General features: G+C 65.9%; 14 protein-coding genes. 10 read left to right on the top strand and 4 right to left on the bottom strand.

Annotated features, from left to right (window positions below; genetic code table 11):
- Nucleotides 1-41: 41 nt before the first annotated feature.
- Entirely contained in the window at nucleotides 42-2,354 is a 2,313-nt protein-coding gene (locus ASE22_RS14745) for a TonB-dependent receptor (RefSeq protein WP_056550064.1), read from the top strand.
- A 109-nt stretch (nucleotides 2,355-2,463) separates the two neighbouring features.
- Nucleotides 2,464-3,729 (top strand): MFS transporter, encoded by a 1,266-nt coding sequence (locus ASE22_RS14750; RefSeq protein ID WP_235536378.1) that lies wholly within the window; start codon nucleotides 2,464-2,466, stop codon nucleotides 3,727-3,729.
- A gap of 7 nt (nucleotides 3,730-3,736) precedes the next feature.
- On the opposite strand, the gene ASE22_RS14755 is transcribed toward ASE22_RS14750, so the two are convergent.
- Nucleotides 3,737-5,308: a carboxylesterase/lipase family protein gene (locus ASE22_RS14755; protein WP_056360822.1), complete on the bottom strand. Its 1,572-nt coding sequence runs from the start codon at nucleotides 5,306-5,308 to the stop codon at nucleotides 3,737-3,739.
- Nucleotides 5,309-5,492: 184 nt separating this feature from the next.
- On the opposite strand from ASE22_RS14755, the gene ASE22_RS14760 reads away from it, so the two are divergent.
- Together ASE22_RS14760 and ASE22_RS14765 are read left to right on the top strand one after the other, a co-directional pair.
- Entirely contained in the window at nucleotides 5,493-6,905 is a 1,413-nt protein-coding gene (locus ASE22_RS14760) for an LLM class flavin-dependent oxidoreductase (RefSeq protein WP_200933181.1), read from the top strand.
- Nucleotides 6,902-7,972 carry an aromatic ring-hydroxylating dioxygenase subunit alpha gene (locus ASE22_RS14765; protein WP_056360825.1) on the top strand — a complete coding sequence of 357 codons (1,071 nt, stop codon included), beginning with the start codon at nucleotides 6,902-6,904 and terminating at the stop codon, nucleotides 7,970-7,972. The genes ASE22_RS14760 and ASE22_RS14765 overlap by 4 nt, the downstream gene beginning before the upstream one ends.
- Here ASE22_RS14765 and hpaI read toward each other — a convergent pair.
- The 3 genes from hpaI to ASE22_RS14780 are packed head-to-tail and all read right to left on the bottom strand — an operon-like array spanning nucleotide 7,943 to nucleotide 10,693.
- Nucleotides 7,943-8,743 (bottom strand): 4-hydroxy-2-oxoheptanedioate aldolase, encoded by an 801-nt coding sequence (gene hpaI, locus ASE22_RS14770; RefSeq protein ID WP_056360827.1) that lies wholly within the window; start codon nucleotides 8,741-8,743, stop codon nucleotides 7,943-7,945. The genes ASE22_RS14765 and hpaI overlap by 30 nt on opposite strands.
- Nucleotides 8,740-9,546 (bottom strand): 2-oxo-hept-4-ene-1,7-dioate hydratase, encoded by an 807-nt coding sequence (gene hpaH / locus ASE22_RS14775; protein WP_056361319.1) that lies wholly within the window; start codon nucleotides 9,544-9,546, stop codon nucleotides 8,740-8,742. The genes hpaI and hpaH overlap by 4 nt, the downstream gene beginning before the upstream one ends.
- A 10-nt stretch (nucleotides 9,547-9,556) precedes the next feature.
- The gene (locus tag ASE22_RS14780; protein WP_235536368.1) at nucleotides 9,557-10,693 is read right to left on the bottom strand and encodes an LLM class flavin-dependent oxidoreductase; all 1,137 of its coding nucleotides are present in this window, start codon (nucleotides 10,691-10,693) and stop codon (nucleotides 9,557-9,559) included.
- A 280-nt stretch (nucleotides 10,694-10,973) separates the two neighbouring features.
- Here ASE22_RS14780 and ASE22_RS14785 point away from each other — a divergent pair, with 280 nt between their 5' ends.
- The 6 genes from ASE22_RS14785 to dld are packed head-to-tail and all read left to right on the top strand — an operon-like array spanning nucleotide 10,974 to nucleotide 17,259.
- Nucleotides 10,974-11,831, top strand: coding sequence for a fumarylacetoacetate hydrolase family protein (locus tag ASE22_RS14785; protein WP_056360830.1), 858 nt, complete (start codon nucleotides 10,974-10,976; stop codon nucleotides 11,829-11,831).
- A complete protein-coding gene (locus ASE22_RS14790) occupies nucleotides 11,828-12,856 on the top strand; it encodes an ornithine cyclodeaminase family protein (RefSeq protein ID WP_235536369.1) in 1,029 nt (342 codons plus the stop codon). Before ASE22_RS14785 ends, ASE22_RS14790 begins: the two co-directional genes overlap by 4 nt.
- A 14-nt stretch (nucleotides 12,857-12,870) precedes the next feature.
- Nucleotides 12,871-13,974: a hypothetical protein gene (locus tag ASE22_RS14795; RefSeq protein WP_056361327.1), complete on the top strand. Its 1,104-nt coding sequence runs from the start codon at nucleotides 12,871-12,873 to the stop codon at nucleotides 13,972-13,974.
- A gap of 16 nt (nucleotides 13,975-13,990) precedes the next feature.
- Complete coding sequence (locus tag ASE22_RS14800; RefSeq protein WP_056360832.1) at nucleotides 13,991-14,551, top strand: hypothetical protein; 561 nt, start codon at nucleotides 13,991-13,993, stop codon at nucleotides 14,549-14,551.
- On the top strand, nucleotides 14,548-15,525 hold the full coding sequence (locus ASE22_RS14805) for a LysR family transcriptional regulator (protein ID WP_235538165.1): 978 nt from the start codon (nucleotides 14,548-14,550) through the stop codon (nucleotides 15,523-15,525). Before ASE22_RS14800 ends, ASE22_RS14805 begins: the two co-directional genes overlap by 4 nt.
- A 36-nt stretch (nucleotides 15,526-15,561) precedes the next feature.
- Nucleotides 15,562-17,259: a D-lactate dehydrogenase gene (gene dld, locus ASE22_RS14810; protein WP_056360834.1), complete on the top strand. Its 1,698-nt coding sequence runs from the start codon at nucleotides 15,562-15,564 to the stop codon at nucleotides 17,257-17,259.
- The last annotated feature ends 20 nt before the right edge of the window (nucleotides 17,260-17,279 follow it).

Genomic DNA, 17,279 nt, shown 5'->3' on the forward strand with positions numbered 1-17,279 from the left:
TATCCGGGAGAACTGGGATGCCTGTGGCTTCTTTCAGAACGATGGCGGCTGTCTGCTTCATGGCCGCTTCGTCGACGATGGCGATCAGCGCCGCTCATGCGCAGGCCGTGTCCGACGCCGCGCCGGCAGCAGATGCCGCCGATATCGGCGTGGGGGGGCTGCAGGAGATCGTGGTCACCGCCGAGAAGCGCGCCACCAATCTGCAGAAGACGCCGATTTCGATCACCGCGCTGAGCGGCGATTCGATGCGCAAGGCCCAGATTCGCACCCTGATCGACGTGAAGAGCCTCGTGCCCGGCATGCAGATGGGCGAAACCGACGGCTATGCCCAGATCACCATCCGCGGCATCGGCATCGCAAACTTCGTGCCTGGCGCCGACAGCGCCGTCGCACTCAACCTGAACGATGTCTATGTTTCGCGCCCGATCGCGCAACTGACGGGCCTGTATGACCTGTCGTCGCTCGAAGTGCTGCGCGGACCGCAGGGCACGCTGTTTGGACGCAACGCGACCGCCGGCGCCATCAACATGACGACGACCCGGCCGACCGACAGCTGGTCGGGCTATGGGCGGCTCACCGTCGGCAACTATGCCGCGGTGAATGCCGAGGCCGCCGTCGGCGGTCCGCTCGGAGAGACGGTGGGTATCCGCGTCGCCGGTTTCATCGACAAGCATAATGGCTATGGCCGCAACGAGACCACCGGCAACGAGGTAGCCGACAAGGACGCGCGCGGCATTCGCGGCACGCTGGTGTTCGAACCGACGCCGGACTTCAAGGCGACGATCATCGGCGAATATTTCAAGGAGAGCGATCGCGGCGCGGCGCTTCACTATCAAGGCTCGGCCGGCCTGATCCCGCTGCCCGGGACGAGCGGCCAGCCGATCCTGTCGCTGCTGCAGGGCGGCTTCGTCACCACCGATCGCCAGAACACCGTCACGCCACTGGATTCGGCATTCCGCCTGCGCACCTCGGCGGTCACCGGCATCCTCGAATGGACGAGCGGCCCGTTCGGCGTGAAGTCGATCACCGGCTATCGCGACCAGGATTCGCGGACCTTCACTCCGCTCGACGATGGCAGCACCGCGAACGGCTTCTACGTCGCGGGCGAGCCGGCGAAGCAGTTCAGCGAGGAACTGCAGTTCCATTATAACACCGACCGTCTCCATGCGACCGGGGGCGTCTATTATTTCCATGAGAAGGACGCCTCAAACCCGGGTGTGTCGCCGTTCAAATATTCCGCCCTCCAGCGGTTCTTCGGACCCATCTTCGGCATACCGCCCATCCCCGCTGACCAGGACTATTATGTCGATTTTGTCGAGATCGGCGGCACGCTGAAGACGACCGCCAAGGCGGCGTTCGGCCAGCTGTCCTACGAAGCCACCGACGGCCTGACGCTGACCGCCGGCATCCGCTACAGCCATGAGAAGAAGAGCGCGGCGCTCAACAACAGCTTCAGCCTGACCGCCCCCTGGACGCCGCAGACACCGCAGCCCGCGGTCAGCTATCGGGACTCGACGACCTTCTCGTCAACCACCCCGAAGTTCGGCATCCAGTATCAGGTCGATCCGCGCACCCTGGTCTATGCGACCTATTCGAAGGGTTTCAAATCGGGCGGATATGACGTCACCGCGGTGGCTCCGCCGTTCAAGCCCGAGAAGCTTACCGACTATGAGGCGGGCATCAAGACCACGCTCCTCGACAATCGGCTGCGCATCAACCTGGGCGGCTTCTACTATGATTATTCAAATCTTCAGGTCGCCCAGGTCATCGGCTCGTCGGTCTTCACCACCAACGCCGCCACCGCCCGCATCTACGGCGGTGAGGCCGAGGTGACATTCGCGCCGACGAACAACTTCCAGCTCGACGTCGCGGCCTCCTATCTGCACGCCCGCTATCGGGAATATTGCGGACCGTCGTCGGTTCAGGTGGCGTTCCAGACGCCGGCCGGCATTTGCTCTCCGACGGCGGGCGCCTTGCCCGCCTTGGGCGTGATCGACTTCAGCGGCCGCAAGCTCAACAACGCGCCGACCTTCAGCGGCCACACCGCGGCGACCTACAATTGGGACATGCCGAACGGCAATTTGTCGCTGCGCGGCGAGCTGGAGTTCACCACCCGCGTCTACTTCACGCCCGACAATGTCGAGATGATTTCCCAGTCGGGCTATGTGAAGCAGAACGCCTTCCTGACCTACACCAGCAACGCTGGCTGGCACGTGACCGCCTATGCCCGCAACATCAGCAACAAGGACACCTGGACCAGCGGCCAGGTCTCGACGCCGATCCTGGGTTCGCCGGTCCATGGCGCGGTATCCCCGCCGCGGACCTTCGGCGTCGAGATCGGCACTAAGTTCTGATGTCCTGACCGCGGGGCGGGGACTCCGGTCCCACCCGTTTCGGCCGCCGTCCGCATGTTTCATGCAGGCGGCGGCCGGACTGTTTTCGGGGAGAAGCGATGTGACCGACATGCAGGGCCGGACGGCCGCGCAATCGCGCAGGACGGCGTGGCTGATCGTGTTCCTGCTGTTCCTCGCGCAGATGCTCAACTATTTCGACAAGACCGTGGTCGGCGTGGCGGCCACGTCGATCATGGCCGAGCTGGATCTGACGTCCGAACGCTATGGGCTGGTCGCCAGCGCCTTCTTCAGCCTTTACGCGGTCACCGGCGTTCTCGTCGCGCTCTTCGCTGCGCCCCGCTTCAAGCCGCGGTCGATCATGGCGGTGCTGCTGGTGATATGGTCGCTCGCACAATTGCCCGTGCTGGTGTCGGCGAGTTTCACGACGCTGATCGCGGGACGCGTTATCCTCGGCATGGGCGAGGGGCCCGGTACGCCGACATCGATCAATGCGTGCCATGAATGGTTTGCGCCGGCCGAGCGCAACATGCCGACCGCGCTGTCGCTGTTCGGATCGCAGGTGGGATCGCTGCTCGCCGCGCCGATCCTGAGCTATATCATCGCCGGCTTCGGCTGGCGTGCGGCGTTCCTGGCGTGCAGTGCCGCCGGTTTCGTGATCCTGGTCCTCTGGCTGCGCTTCTCGGCGGATGGCCCGGAAGCCGCGCATCGAGAGGTGGGACCCGCCACCGGGTCTTCCAGCCCTATCCGTCAGCGCGATCTCTGGGCCGACCCGTCTGTCATCGGCAATTTCGTGGCCGGCTTCGCGGCCTATTGGGTGGTCGGCTTCACGGTGGCGTGGCTGCCCCTGTTCGTACGCAATCGGCTCGGCCTGGGCCTGATCGAATCCGGCTGGGTGCTGTCGGCCATCTATCTGGTCCAGGCGTTGCTGCTGTTGCTGATCGCCTTCGGGTCGCAGCGCATGCTCCGCGCCGGCGCGACGTCACGCGCCGCGCGCGGCATCGTGATGGCATCGTGCCTGTTGATCAGCGCAGCCGCCTTCATCGGCGCGGCAATGGCGACGGACGCGCATCTCGCGGTCGTGCTCGTCACGATCGGGACCGCCTTGCCGCTGGTGATCTTCACGCTCGGCGCGGCGATGCTGAGCGAGGTGTCGCCGACGGCACATCGCAACCGGTTGGTGACGATCATCTTCTCGATCGTGACGCTGTCCGCGATCCCGTCGCCGCTGGTGACGGGCGCCCTGGTCCAGGGCGATCTGGGCTGGGATCGCGCCTTCCTGGTACTCGCGGCCGTCACGCTGATCGGCGGCATCATATCCTGGGCGACGCTGCGGCCGGAACGGTCGATCCGCCGCCTCGTCGCCCTGGAAGGCTAAACGCCCTCTAGCGGCCGTAATATCGGTCGAGGATCGCGAAGCGGTCGCGGCGCGTCGGGACATCCGCCTCCGGCGCGTGCGCCATCTGCATGGCGGGGCCGTCCTCGCCCTCGAAGGCGGGCCAGGTGGGCAGGCCTTCGCCGTTCGGATCCCCGGTCTTGGCGAAGTTGAACCAGTAGCGCGAGACGATGTCGGACAGCGTCGCATCGGCATCCGCCCATGGCCAGTCATAGGCGGCGAGCGTGCCGAAGACATAAGGCATTTCGGCGCCGTGCGCGGCGCCGCGACGGCGCTCGATATAGATGTCCGGGATCGGCAGTATCTGGGTCCAGTCATAATAGAAGACGGGCTTGCTGCCGTTGGCCGCAAGGCCGCGCGCCATGCTCCAATTGTTCCAGCCGAACACCCTGTCGGCGATCATGTCGCCGCTCGCGGCATAAGCGGAGGCGTCGTCGTTCGCGGCGTAGACCGCAAGGGCGTCGTCGGCCAGCGAGCCCATGTCGCCGCGGACATAGGCCTCGTACTCCGCCAGCGTCTCGATGCCCGGCAGGCCGGTATCGTCGTCGAGGGTCGAGCCGGTGAGGAGGCCGACATCATTGTGCCGCCCTGCGGCGATGATCGTGCCCGGGCTGTCGGGAAGGGCATAGCCGTCGACGATCGGATATTGCGTGTCGGACACGCCTTCGCCGAAGCTGCCGCCCAGCGCGTCCATCACCCAGGGGCCTGGTGTCGGCGGGACTGGCGCCATCAGGATATCCTCGAAGGACAGCTGGCGCAGCGCGTCGAGATCGCCGACCTGCAGCGCGTCTGTCAGCGCGGTACCGCGCTTCTCCGCCGCCTCGAGCGTCAGCAGCCGGTCGAACACGCCGCTGTCCTTCGCGGCGGGCGCCATGAACCCGCCGCTGCTGGCGATCGCGCGCTGGAACAGGCCGCGGGACAGCGGGGAGGCGATGTGCAGCGAACAGCTCGCCGACCCCGCCGAAACGCCGAAGATCGTGACATTGTCCGGATCGCCGCCGAATTCTGCGATATTGTCGCGCACCCAGCGCAGCGCCGCGACCTGGTCCATGAAGCCGTAATTGCCTGACGCGCCATGCTCGCTTTCGGCGGTGAGCCATGGATGGGCGAGGAAGCCGAGCCGGTTGAGCCGATAATTCACCGTCACCACCACGGCGCCCATTTCGGCCAAGTGCGAACCGTCGAACACCGGAGGGCCGTCCGGCTTGGCGGGCACGCGCGAAGAGCCGAAGATGAAGGCGCCGAGATGGAACCAGACCATGACCGGACGGCGCTCGGAGCGGCTTTCGGCATTGGTCCAGACGTTGAGCGTGAGGCAGTCCTCGCTTTGCGGCAGGTCGCCTGGAAAATAGAGTGAGTTGGACGCCGGAAGCGGTTGCCGCGCGACCGGCGAAAAGCGGTCGGCGGCGCGAACGCCCTGCCATGTCGGCGGCGCCTGCGGGGGCCGCCAGCGCAGCGGCCCGACCGGGGGCGCGGCATAGGGAATGCCAAGGAAAGCGCTGCCACTGCGCGATCGAATACCCGACAGGCGGCCTTGTACGGTGCTTGCGGCTTCGATCATGGACCTCTCCTCGGCAGCGCCGGATATCCCGGGCGTCTGGCCGATACTCCCCGCTCCTCGCGCGAAAGCAAATTCCGAACTGGAAAAAATGCTTTGAGCCTCGGGAACGCAGAATCTGCCTGCCCGCAAGGTCTCTTCGGTCCATGATCCTTTCCCGAGCGGAAAAGCGAAAAAGGAGAGGCGCGTGCCGGAAGCGAAGGAAATCGCCATCAATGCATTTTCGATGGCGGCTCCGACCCAGTCTTGGGCGGGGCTGTGGGCGCATCCGGCTTCCAACGGTCTCGATTACAATGATCTCGATTTCTGGACCGACCTGGCAAAGCTGTGCGAACGGGGCCTGATCGACTGCGTGTTCCTGGCCGACATCCTCGGCGCCAACGATGCCTATGGCGGCACGCCGGACGCGGCACTCCGATCCGGCACGATGCTGCCGAACAACGACCCGATGATGCTGGTCTCGGCGATGGCGGCGGTGACGAAGAATCTCTCCTTCGGCATCACCGGCAACACCACCTATGAAACGCCCTATCTGCTGGCGCGCCGCTTTTCGACCCTCGATCATCTTACCAAGGGGCGTGTCGCCTGGAACGTCGTCACCGGCATTCTACAAAGCACCGCCAAGGCGGTCGGCGCCGGGAAGCAGACTGGGCACGACGCCCGCTACGACATCGCCGACGAATATATGGAGCTGATGTACAAGCTCTGGGAAGGAAGCTGGGAGGACGGTGCGGCGGTGAGGGACAGGGCCGCGCGTGTCTTCGCCGATCCGTCCAGGGTGCACGCCGTCCGCCACCATGGCGCCCATTATGACTGCGAGGGCATCCATCTCGCCGAACCGTCGCCGCAGCGGACCCCGCTGATCTACGCGGCAGGCGCCTCGACGCGCGGGCGGGTCTTTGCCGGACGCCATGCCGAGGCGACGTTCATGTCGACCAACAGCATCGCGTTCGCGAAGAAGACGGTTCAGGCCTATCGCGAGGAAGCGGTGAAAGCCGGCCGCCGGCCGGACAGCCTGAAGGTCTTCAACGCCGCGACCGTCATCGTCGCCGAGACCAGCGCCGAAGCGCGCGAGATCGAGGCCGACATCGCCCGCTACAGCGACGAGACCGGCAATCTCGCCATGTTCTCGCAATGGTTGGGCATCGACCTGTCGAAATATGCCCCCGACGATCCCATTACCTATGTCGAGAGCAATGCCATCCAGTCGATCATGGAGGCGATGACCAAGGAGAGCGGCGGCCGCGAATGGAAGGTCCGCGATCTTGGCGCCTTCGCGAAGGTCGGTGGACGCGAGGCCTTTTTCGTGGGCTCGGTCGACGAGGTCTGCGATGAGATGATCCGCTGGCGTGACGAGGCCGATATCGACGGTTTCAACCTCGTCCGCACCGTCGAGCCGGGCGGGCTGACCGCGTTCGTCGACCTGGTCGTGCCCGAGCTTCAAAACCGGGGTGCCTACAAGACCGCCTATCGGCAGGGTTCAATGCGCGAGAAATTCTTCCCCAGCACCGACGGACGCCTTCCCGCGGAGCATGTCGGCTCTTCCTTCCGCGCTGGCGCTGGCGCCGCCGCCCGGGCGGCGGAGACGGTGCAGGAATGAGCGCGCAGGCCTATCTCCGCAATTGCTGGTACGTCTTCGCCTGGGCGGACGAAATCGGCGCCGCGCCGCTCGGCCGCACGATCATCGAGCTGCCGATCGTCGTCTACCGGGGCAAGGACGGGCTGGTCGGCCTCGAGGACATGTGCCCGCACCGCTTCGTGCCGCTCAGCCGCGGCGGCGTGGCCGACGGCGTGCTCGAATGCGCCTATCACGGCCTTCGGTTCGACGGCTCGGGGCGGTGCGTCCTCAATCCCCTGGGCGATCCGCCCGAGGCCGCCCGGGTGCGGGTCTACCCGGTCGCGGAACGCCATGACGCGATCTGGGTGTGGACGGGGGAACCGGGCCAGGCCGATCCTGAGCTGATCCCCGACTTCGGTTTCCTGACCGATCCCGCCCGCGCCACGGTCACCGGCTATACCTATGCCCATGCCGACTATCAGCTCGCGATCGACAATCTCACCGACCTGACCCATGTGCAGTTCGTCCACCGCGACTATCAGGCCTCGGAAGCCTATCCGCGTCTGGAACATCGGACCTGGCAGGAAGGCGAAGACGTCTTCCGCGCGATCACCTTTCCCAATGGCCGTCCCGCGCCATTCTTCGCCGGCATTATGGATGCGGAGAAGCAGATCGACGTCACCATGGAAACGCGCTGGAGCGTGCCTTCGCTGGTCAAGCTCACCGCGCGGGTGACTGAGCCCGCCAAGCCCGAAGCCTATCTCATGGGCAATGACAGCGCGCATCTGGTCACGCCCGAGCGTCCGGGCGCCTGCCACTATTTCTACGCGCACAGCCGGGACTATGGTGTCGGCGATCCGGAGGTCGACGAGCGGGTCCGCGAATGGCAGCGGATCGGTTTCGGCGAACAGGACAAGCCGATCCTCGAGGCGCAGCAGGCGCGGGTTCGGGACCGCGACCTGCTCAAAATGCGCCCTGTGATCCTTCCGACCGATGCCGGCGGCATCCGCGCCCGGCGCATCCTCGCCAAGCGGATCTTGGAGGAGGACCGGGGCGCGGCGCCCGCGGCGAGCCAGGCGTCAGTAGACGGAGGTCTTATCGACCGGTGATGCCAGTGCTGCGCCCCCCGCGCCGAAACGCCTGGCGAGCGCCTCGGCGCCCCGCGCCAGAATGGTGACATCGGTCCCAACCGCGACGAAGCACGCCCCAAGCTCCAGGTAACGGCGCGCCAGCCTCTCGTCGGCGATCAGCATGCCGGACGGCATGTCCCGTGCCTTCAGCCGTGCGATCGCATCCTCAATGGCCTGCTGCACCTCGGCATGACCGGGGTCGCCGAGATGGCCCAGCGCCGCAGCGAGGTCGGACGGCCCGACGAACACGCCGTCGATGCCGGGCGTGGCCGCGATCGCCTCGAGCTGGTCGAGACCGGCGACGCTCTCGATCTGGACCATCAGGCAGATCTCCTGCTGTGCCTGGTGCAGATAGCCCGGCGTCCTGTTCCAGCGGCTGGCGCGGCCGATCGCCGAGCCGACCCCGCGGATGCCCTCGGGCGGATAGCGCGTGGCGGCGACCATGCGCGCCGCCTGGTCGTTGCTCTCCACCATGGGGATGAGCAGGCTGCGCGCGCCCAGGTCGAGATATTGCTTGATGAGGACGGGATCGCCCACGGGCAGCCGCACGACCGGTTCGACCGGCGAGGCCGCGACCGCCTGAAGCTGCTGGAGGACGAGCGGGAGGTCGTTCGGGCCATGCTCGGCGTCGATCAGCAGCCAGTCGAAACCGGCGCCCGCGCAGATCTCGGCGGTATAGGGGCTGGCGAGCGCCTGCCACAATCCGATCTGTGGGCGGCCGGCGGCCACTGCTTCCTTGAAGGGGTTCATGCGAACCGCATTCCGATCGAACCCAGCGGGCCATAGTCGACATGGAAGCTGTCCCCGGGCTTCACGAACAGCGGTGCGGTGAACGATCCGCCGAGGATGATTTCGCCGGCCGCGAGCTTCACGTCGAAGCGCGCGAGCCGGTTGGCGAGCCAGGCCGGGCCGTTGGCGGGATGGTTCAGCACCGCGGCGGCCACGCCCGAATCCTCGATCGCGCCATTCTGGTAAAGCACCGCCGAGACCCAGCGCAGGTCGATCGCATCGGGCCTCACCGGCCGCCCGCCCAGGACGATGCCGGCATCGGCGGCATTGTCGGAGATGGTGTCGAGGACATTTCGCGTCGTGCCGGTCTCGGGATCGATTCGCTGGATGCGGGCGTCGATGATCTCGACCGCGGGGACGACATAGTCGGTGGCGTTCAGCACGTCGAAGATCGTGCAGCCGGGGCCTTCGAGCGCCTCGCGCAGGATGAAGGCGAGTTCCACCTCGATTCGCGGCTCGATGAACCGCTCGATCGGGATGGTCTGTCCGTCATGGAACAACATGTCGTCGAGCAGCACACCATAATCGGGCTCGGTGATGTTGACGGCGCGCTGCATGGCGCGGCTGGTGAGGCCGATCTTGTGGCCGATGCTCCGGCGGCCGCCATCGATTTTCTGCCGGATCCACGCGTGCTGGATCGCATAGGCGTCTTCGATCGTCATCTCGGGATGCGCGAGCGAGAATTGTCCGATCTGGGTCCGGCTCTTTTCGGCTTCGTGGAGGCGCGACGCCAGCGTCTCGATCAGGGAGGGAGAAAGCGACATGACGATCTCCTCAGCCGCGCAGGCCTGCCTGTACAAGCAGCGGCGAGACGCCGTCGATCCAGCGGCGCATGCCGTCCTCGAACCCCACCCAGCCCAGCAGCACGCCGTCGATGCCGGCCGAAGAGAGCATTTCGAGCCGCGCGGTGATCCGGTCCGGGGTGCCGACCAGCTCGAAGCCGCCATTGCCCGCCTTGAAGCGGAAGCGGAGCTGTTCCATCACGTCCTTGGGCATCAGCTTGGTGTGCATGCCCTGTAGCTCCATCCAGCCGTCCAGCGCGCGATCGTCGCCATGGTCGACGGCATAATGCTTCAGATAATCGCGTGCCTCGGCCTCGGTGTCGCGCTGGACGACATAGGCATAGGTCCATACTTGGATGTCGCGGCCGAACTCCTCGCGCGCGGTCGTGCGGTAGAGATCGACTTCGGCGCGGATCGCTTCGGGTTCCTCCGACTTGACGATGACGAAGGCCATGTCCGCATATTTGGCCGCGAACAGCCGGCCGCGATCGGAGCCGCCGGCATTCATGATCGGCGGAAAGGGGCGCTGGAGCGGCTTGGGGAAGCTTACCGCCTTGTTGATCTGGTAATAGCGGCCCTCATAGTCGAACTCGTCGTCCTCGCTCCACAGGCGACGGACGATCTCGATCCACTCGGCGGCCTGATCGTAGCGGTCGTCATGCTCGCGCATGGCGGCACCGAACATGTCGAGCTCGGGCTTGTTCCAGCCCGCGACGACGTTGAGGCCGAAACGCCCGCCGGAGATCTGGTCGATCGTGGCACATTGCTTGGCGGCGGCGATCGGGTGGATGGTGGGCACGTGCGACGTCGCGAACACGCCGCCTCGCTCGGTGGCCTGGCTGGTAGCAGCCGCCCAGGTATAGGGATCCATGGCGAGCCCGCTGCGATGCGTGGGATCCTCGGGATGATAGCCGCGCCAGCGGGCATAGGGGACGTTCGCCTCGAAGCCGGCCGCGTCGGCGAGCTTCGACACCGCAACCGATTCGGACCAGCGGGCGTTGGGCGCCTCCGGCACGTTCGTCATGCTGATGCCGATCCCGTTGAGCCCGAACAGCCCCAGTTTCAGTTTATTATCCCCGAACAGCGGATTCGTCGCAGCGCGGGGATCGTCCTTCCAGCTTTTCAGCATATGACCTCTCGTCGGTTATCACCGGTTATGTTCCCCGGACAGTGCAGAGGCTGGCGCAATTGAGCAATTTCCTCCGGGCAGGGATCGCATTCCAAATTGGAAAAGATCAGGTCCGCACCATCCGCATCGCCGATCTGCGAGGGCGATGAATTTCCATTTATGCGTCGGTTCTGAGTTCCGGCTTTCCAGAACGGAAAGACAGAATTGCAATCGCACCGCCTGTTCATGGCCGCCGCCGCCGCCCTAATCTGCGTTCGAGAAACAATGGGACGAGGATCGGATGCGGCTGGCCACATGCCTTTACGACGGACAGCAGCGCCTGGCGCGCGAGCACGGGGGCGATCTCGTCCTCCTGCCGCCCGAAATGGGGACCAGTCTTCGCACGCTGCTGGCCGAGGGTAGGATCGACACGCTGCGCGATGCGAAGGGCACCGTCGTGGCCGCAGACCAGGTCCGCTTCCTCCCTCCGATCCCGGACGCCGACAAGATCCTGTGCGTCGGCTTCAATTATCGCGGCCACCTGACCGAAACCGGCACGCCGATCCCGGAGCATCCCTCGCTGTTCGTGCGGTTCGCATCGAGCCAGGTCGGCCATGGCGAGCCGGTGCTGGCTCCGTCCGACTCCGAACAGTTCGACTATGAGGGCGAGCTTGCCGTGATCATCGGCCGCCGCGCTTGGCGGGTGTTGGAGGCGGACGCGATGTCCTACGTCGCCGGCTATAGCTGCTTCGCCGAGAATTCGGTGCGCGACTTCCAGAACCACGCCAGGCAGGCGACGGCAGGCAAGAATTTCCTGCGCAGCGGCGCCGTTGGGCCTTGGCTGACTACCACCGACGAGGTCTCCGATCCGTCGGAGCTGACCCTGGTGACGCGGGTGAATGGCGAGGTCGTGCAGGACGAGAGCGTTTCGCAGCTGATCTTCGGCGTGCCCGCGCTGATCGCCTACATAACCCGCTTCACGGAACTGCTGCCCGGCGATGTGATCTCCACCGGCACGCCCGATGGCGTCGGCCTTTTTCGGGACCCGCCCAAATGGCTGCGCGTCGGCGACGTGGTGGAGGTCGAGATCGAAGGCGTGGGCCTGCTGCGCAATGCGGTCGTCGGCGAAGACTCCACCGGAGCGGAGGCCGCACGGTGAGCGCAGCCCCGGTACGTGGTCCGCTGCGCTGGCTGACCGAGACGCAGGTCGCGGACCTTGTCGACATCAATGACGCGATGGCGGCGCTGCGCGTGGGCTTCGTCGAGGAGGCCGACGGCATTGCCAGGACGGTCGACAAGGCGCTGGGCACCTGGGAGGGCGGCGCGATGCACGCGCTCGGCTCGATGATGCCGAACGAGCATTTCGCCGGCTTCAAGACCTGGGCGCATACCGCCGCGGGCGCGACCGCCATCTACGCACTGTTCGACATGCGCAACGGCCGTTTGCTCTCCGTGCTCGAGGCGGCCACGCTCGGCCAGATCCGCACCTCGGCCGTGTCCGGGCTGGGCGCCGATCTCCTGGCTCCGCCGGAGGCCGACGAGATGGCGATCATCGGCACCGGCGCGCAGGCGCTGACCCAGGTCGCCGCCGTCACCACGGTGCGGCCGATCCGGCGCCTGCGGGTGTTCAGCCGTCGTGCCGAACCCCGCGCCGCCTTCGTGCAGCGGGCGCGGGAAGCGTTCGGCATCGAGGTGATCGACAGTCCGACGATCGAGGCTGCGGTCGACGGCGTGCCGCTGGTCACGCTCATCACGCGGTCGAGCGAGCCCTTCCTCACGGCCGGGATGCTCGCGCCCGGCGCGCTGGTGATCGCGGCGGGCGCGATCCTGCCGGCCCAGGCGGAATGCCATCGCGACGTGTTGCGGGGCAGCGGCCTCGTCGTGGTCGACAGCCTCGGTAATGCCCAGCGCGGCTCGCGCGAGTTGCGCGACCATTTCGGCGAGGGCGCGGACGGCTGGAGCGGTGTGCGTCCGCTCGGCGCGATATTGCGCGACGGCGTCACCCGCCCGGCGGGATCCGCCTTCACCTTCTTCAAGCCGATGGGCAGCGGCCTGTCCGACTTGGCGGTCGCGACGATGGCCCACGAACGGGCCAAGGATCGCGGCGTGGGTCTGATCATCGATCAGCCCAGCAGGGTAATGCCGAAATGGCGCGCGGCGACCGCCGCGCCTATGGAAATATGAGAGGAGATGGTGCGATGGACGGCCGTGCGAGACTGATTGATGTCACTGGTGAGAAACCCGAAGCGCCGGAAACCTGGCCTTCCGTCATCATTCGCCGCGAAGAGATCGAGGGCGAGATCGAGCGCCTTGCCGATGAGGCGCGGCCCGACAACGGCGTTCGATCGGTCAATCTGGTCCACCCGCTTGCCACCGCTCCGGGGCTCGGCCTCGCGCCCGGCATCGATGCGCGGATCGAGGTGCTCAAGCCGGGGGAAAGCACCGTCGTCCGCCGGTCCAATGGAGCCTCGGTGACGATGAACATCCGCGGCGAGGGCCATGCCCGGATCGGCGGCAAGACGATCGACTTCGTCGAGCGCGACGTCTGGAACACGCCGTCGATGCATCCGGTGGTCTACACCAACCATGGGTCCGACCTGCAAGCGCGGCTGACCTTCTCCAACCGGCCAATGCTCGAGAAACTGATGGTGTTCTATGCCGAGCAGGCGGATGCGATCGGCGAGGAGGAGAACTGGTTCCGGTCGCTCAAAGAGGGCAGTGCCGGGCCGCGCGCTAAGGACAGCGCACCGATCGTCCCGATCGACGACGGCGCCTTCCTGATGCCCTATGAACATCTCGTTGATCCGGACACGGTGACCAACGAGGCGCTGGTGTGGCCGTGGCGCGTTGTCGAGCCGAAGCTCGCCAATGTCCGCATGATCGGCGACGGCTATACCGGCCGCCGCCTCTATATCCTCTACAATCCGGCCACCGAGCGGCGCAACGGCACGACGCACAGCTTCTTCGCGTCGATCGCCTCCTATCCCGGCGGAATCGTCGATCGTCCGCACCGCCACAGTTCGGCGGCGATCAACTATTGGTTCGGAGGCTCGGGGCGCAGCACGGTGAGTGGCGACAAGCTCGAATGGAAGGCCGGCGACCTGATGCTCTCGGCGCCGGGCTGGGCGATCCACAACCACGCGTCCGGTCCCGACGGCTTCTATTCGCTGACCATCCAGGACCATCCCCTGATGATCGCGCAGGAATCGCTGATCTGGCAGGAGACGATGAAGGATCCGATCAAGAATCTCGGCACTCAGATCGGCTTCCAGACCAACATCGCCGAGTTCGCGCACAGCTGAGACCGGGGGATTTGCCATGACGACGATCCGCCCCCTGTCGCTCGACGAGGTAGACCCGAAGCTGCGCGAGATGCTGCAGCCGACGGTCGACCGTCTCGGCTATTTCGGCGAGTTCTTCCAATATGTCGGACACGCGCCAGGCGTGGTGACGGGCTTCATGCAATATAGCGGGGCGCTGAAGGGTGCGCTGCCCGATGACCTGAACGAGGCTATCGCGCTGACCGTCTGCACCGAGCTCGGCTTTGCTTATGAGCGAATCCAGCATGAGCGGCTTTCGCTGAAGCTGGGTCTCGACCGCGCCTGGATTGCCACTCTGGTCGGTCGATCGGACGAGGGCGTGCTCACGCCAGCGCAGGACCATGCGCGCGCGCTCGCACTCGCCATTCTCGCGGACCGCCTCGACGATGCGCGGGCCGCGCTCGCCGCATTGGCGTCGGAAACGAGCGAAGCCGTGGCCATCTCCGCGTTGTTCCAGGTCACGCGCTTTCGCGACGTCTGCTCGGTCGGACGGCTCCTCGACATGAAACTGCCCGTCGGCTCGATTTTTTCTGAAGAACCGCTAGACAACGCCAGGTGAGGATCGACCTCGAGCGCGGCGGAGGCGGCGAAATGGTGAGGAGTGAGGCGAGCGGGCTGTACCGGTCGACGATCGATAATCTGAGCGCGCTCAGGGCCTTCGTAGCGGTCGTCGAATGCGGCAGCTTCTCGGAGGCCGGCTATCGCCTCAATGTCGTTCCCTCGACGATCAGCAAGCATGTCTCCCTGCTGGAGGAGCGGTTGCAGGGCCAGCTGCTGCTCCGCTCCACCAAGCAGCTGTCGATCACTGAGCTCGGGCGGCGCTTCTACGAGCGCTGCCTGACGATCCTCCACGAAGTCGAGGAGGCCGAGAACGAGCTCGGCGAATATCAGAGCGAGCCCCAGGGCAAGCTTCGCGTCACCGCGGGCCCCACGTTCGGCGCCTATTATCTGCCGGCTATCATCCCGCAATTCCTGGCGCGCTATCCGAAGGTGAGCCTCGATCTTAAGCTGACGCCGGACACGCTGGACATGATCGACAATGCGATCGACGTTGCCATCCGGATCAGCAGCAATCTCGATCCCAGTCTGATCGCGGTGAAGCTCGCCCCCAACATCCGCACCTTCTGCGTCGCGCCATCCTATATCGAGGAACACGGCCTCCCGGCTTCGCCGCAGGAGCTGGTGCGCCACAATTGCATCCTCGCCAACGAGACCGCGCGCACGGCGAAATGGCCGATCAAGGGCGGAGACAATGGCGAGTTCGTATCCGTCACCGGCAATCTGGTGATCAACCACGGCGAGGTCTATCGCCGCGCGATCCTGGACGGGCTCGGCGTCGGCCATTTGTCGCGCTTCCTGGTCTATGACGACATCAAGGCGGGCCGGCTGATCGAGCTGTTTCCCGACCTGCGCATCATCGCCAGCCATATCTACGTGGTCTATCCGGAACGGCGCAACCTGCCGCTCAAGACCCGCGCCTTTATCGATCATGTACGGGAGGCTTTCCGGACGCCGCCGGAATGGACGGTCTGACCCGCGGCTCGCGCCCGTGGGAAAGGCTGATGGCCGATGGCTGAGCACCACGCTTCATGCCTCGCCGATCTGCGGCAGATGGTCGGCGCGCGTCATGTCCTGACCGGCGATCGCGAGACCAGCCGCTATCGCACCGGCTATCGCTTCGGCGGCGGGCCGGTGCTCGCCGTCGTGATGCCAGGCAGCCTCGTCGAGCAATGGCGCGTGGCGCTGCGCTGCCGTGCGGCCGACATCGTGATGATCGTGCAGGCGGCCAATACCGGGCTCACCGGCGGGTCGACGCCCAGAGCCGAAGGCTATGATCGCCCGGTGGTCATCATCAGCACCCGGCGGATCAAGGGGGTGCGGCTGATCAGGGATGGGGATCAGGCGATCTGCCTGGCCGGGGCGACGCTGTACGAGCTGGAAGGCGCGCTGTCGCGGATCGGGCGGCAGCCCCATTCGGTGATCGGTTCCTCCTGCATCGGCGCATCGGTGGTCGGCGGCGTCTGCAACAACTCGGGCGGGGCGCTGGTCCAGCGCGGGCCGGCCTATACCGAATGGGCGCTCTACGCCCGGGTGGAGGCGGATGGGCGGCTCGCGCTGGTCAACCAGCTGGGCATCGACCTGGGCGACGATCCGGAAGAGATGCTCGCCCGGCTGGAGGAGGAACGCTACGACCCCGCGGACATTCGCGACGATGCCGGGCGCCAGGCGTCGGACACCGGCTATGCCGCGCATGTCCGCAAGATCGACGAGCCCACCCCCGCACGCTTCAATGCCGATCCGGGCCGCCTCTATGACGTCTCGGGCAGCGCCGGCCATCTGATTGTCTTCGCGGTGCGTCTCGATACCTTCCCGGACGATGGCGACAGCGCGACCTTCTACGTCGGCACCAACGATCCTGCCGTGTTCACCAGCCTGCGGCGCGACATGCTGGCGGAGTTCGCCGCGCTGCCGGTGACCGGCGAATATATCCACCGCACCGCTTTCGACATCGCCGCCGTCTATGGGAAGGACGTTTTCCTGGCGATCGAGAGGCTCGGTACCCAGCGCCTGCCGGCGCTGTTCGCGGCGCGTGCGTGGGTGGATGCGTTCACGGCGCGGATCGGGCTGGGTGGCATCCATCTCAGCGATCGCGTGCTGCAGGCCGCGAGCCGATTGTTTCCGCAGCATCTGCCGGCGCGGATGCGCGCGTTTCGCGATCGCTTCGAACATCATCTCATCCTCAAGATGGCAGGCGCGGGCGTGGAGGAAGCGCGCCGATATTTCGCCGATCGCCTCGATCATGCCCACTCCGGCATGTTCGAATGTACGGCCGACGAAGCGCGCAAGGCCTATCTGCATCGCTTCGCCGTGGCCGGAGCGGCGGTGCGCTATCGGGCGGTCCATTCTCGCGAGATCGCCGATATCGTGGCGCTCGACATCGCCCTGCCGCGCAACACGACCGACTGGGTCGAGCAACTGCCGGCCAAGCTCGACGGGCGGATCGCCCACAAGCTCTATTATGGTCATTTCTTCTGCCAGGTCTTCCATCAGGATTATCTGGTCGCCGCCGGGCATGACCCGCATGCGCTCGAGCGTGAGATGCTGACCTTGCTGGACGCGCGGGGCGCGGAATATCCCGCCGAGCACAACGTCGGGCATCTCTATCCCGCCAAACCCACGCTCGCCGCATTTTATCAGGCGCTCGATCCCTGCAACGCGCTCAATCCGGGCATTGGCCAGACCTCGGCCTGTTCCGACTGGCGGTGAGGCGGCCTCTTTGCCGACCC

Source organism: Sphingomonas sp. Root720 (assembly GCF_001428605.1).
Lineage (GTDB): Bacteria > Pseudomonadota > Alphaproteobacteria > Sphingomonadales > Sphingomonadaceae > Rhizorhabdus.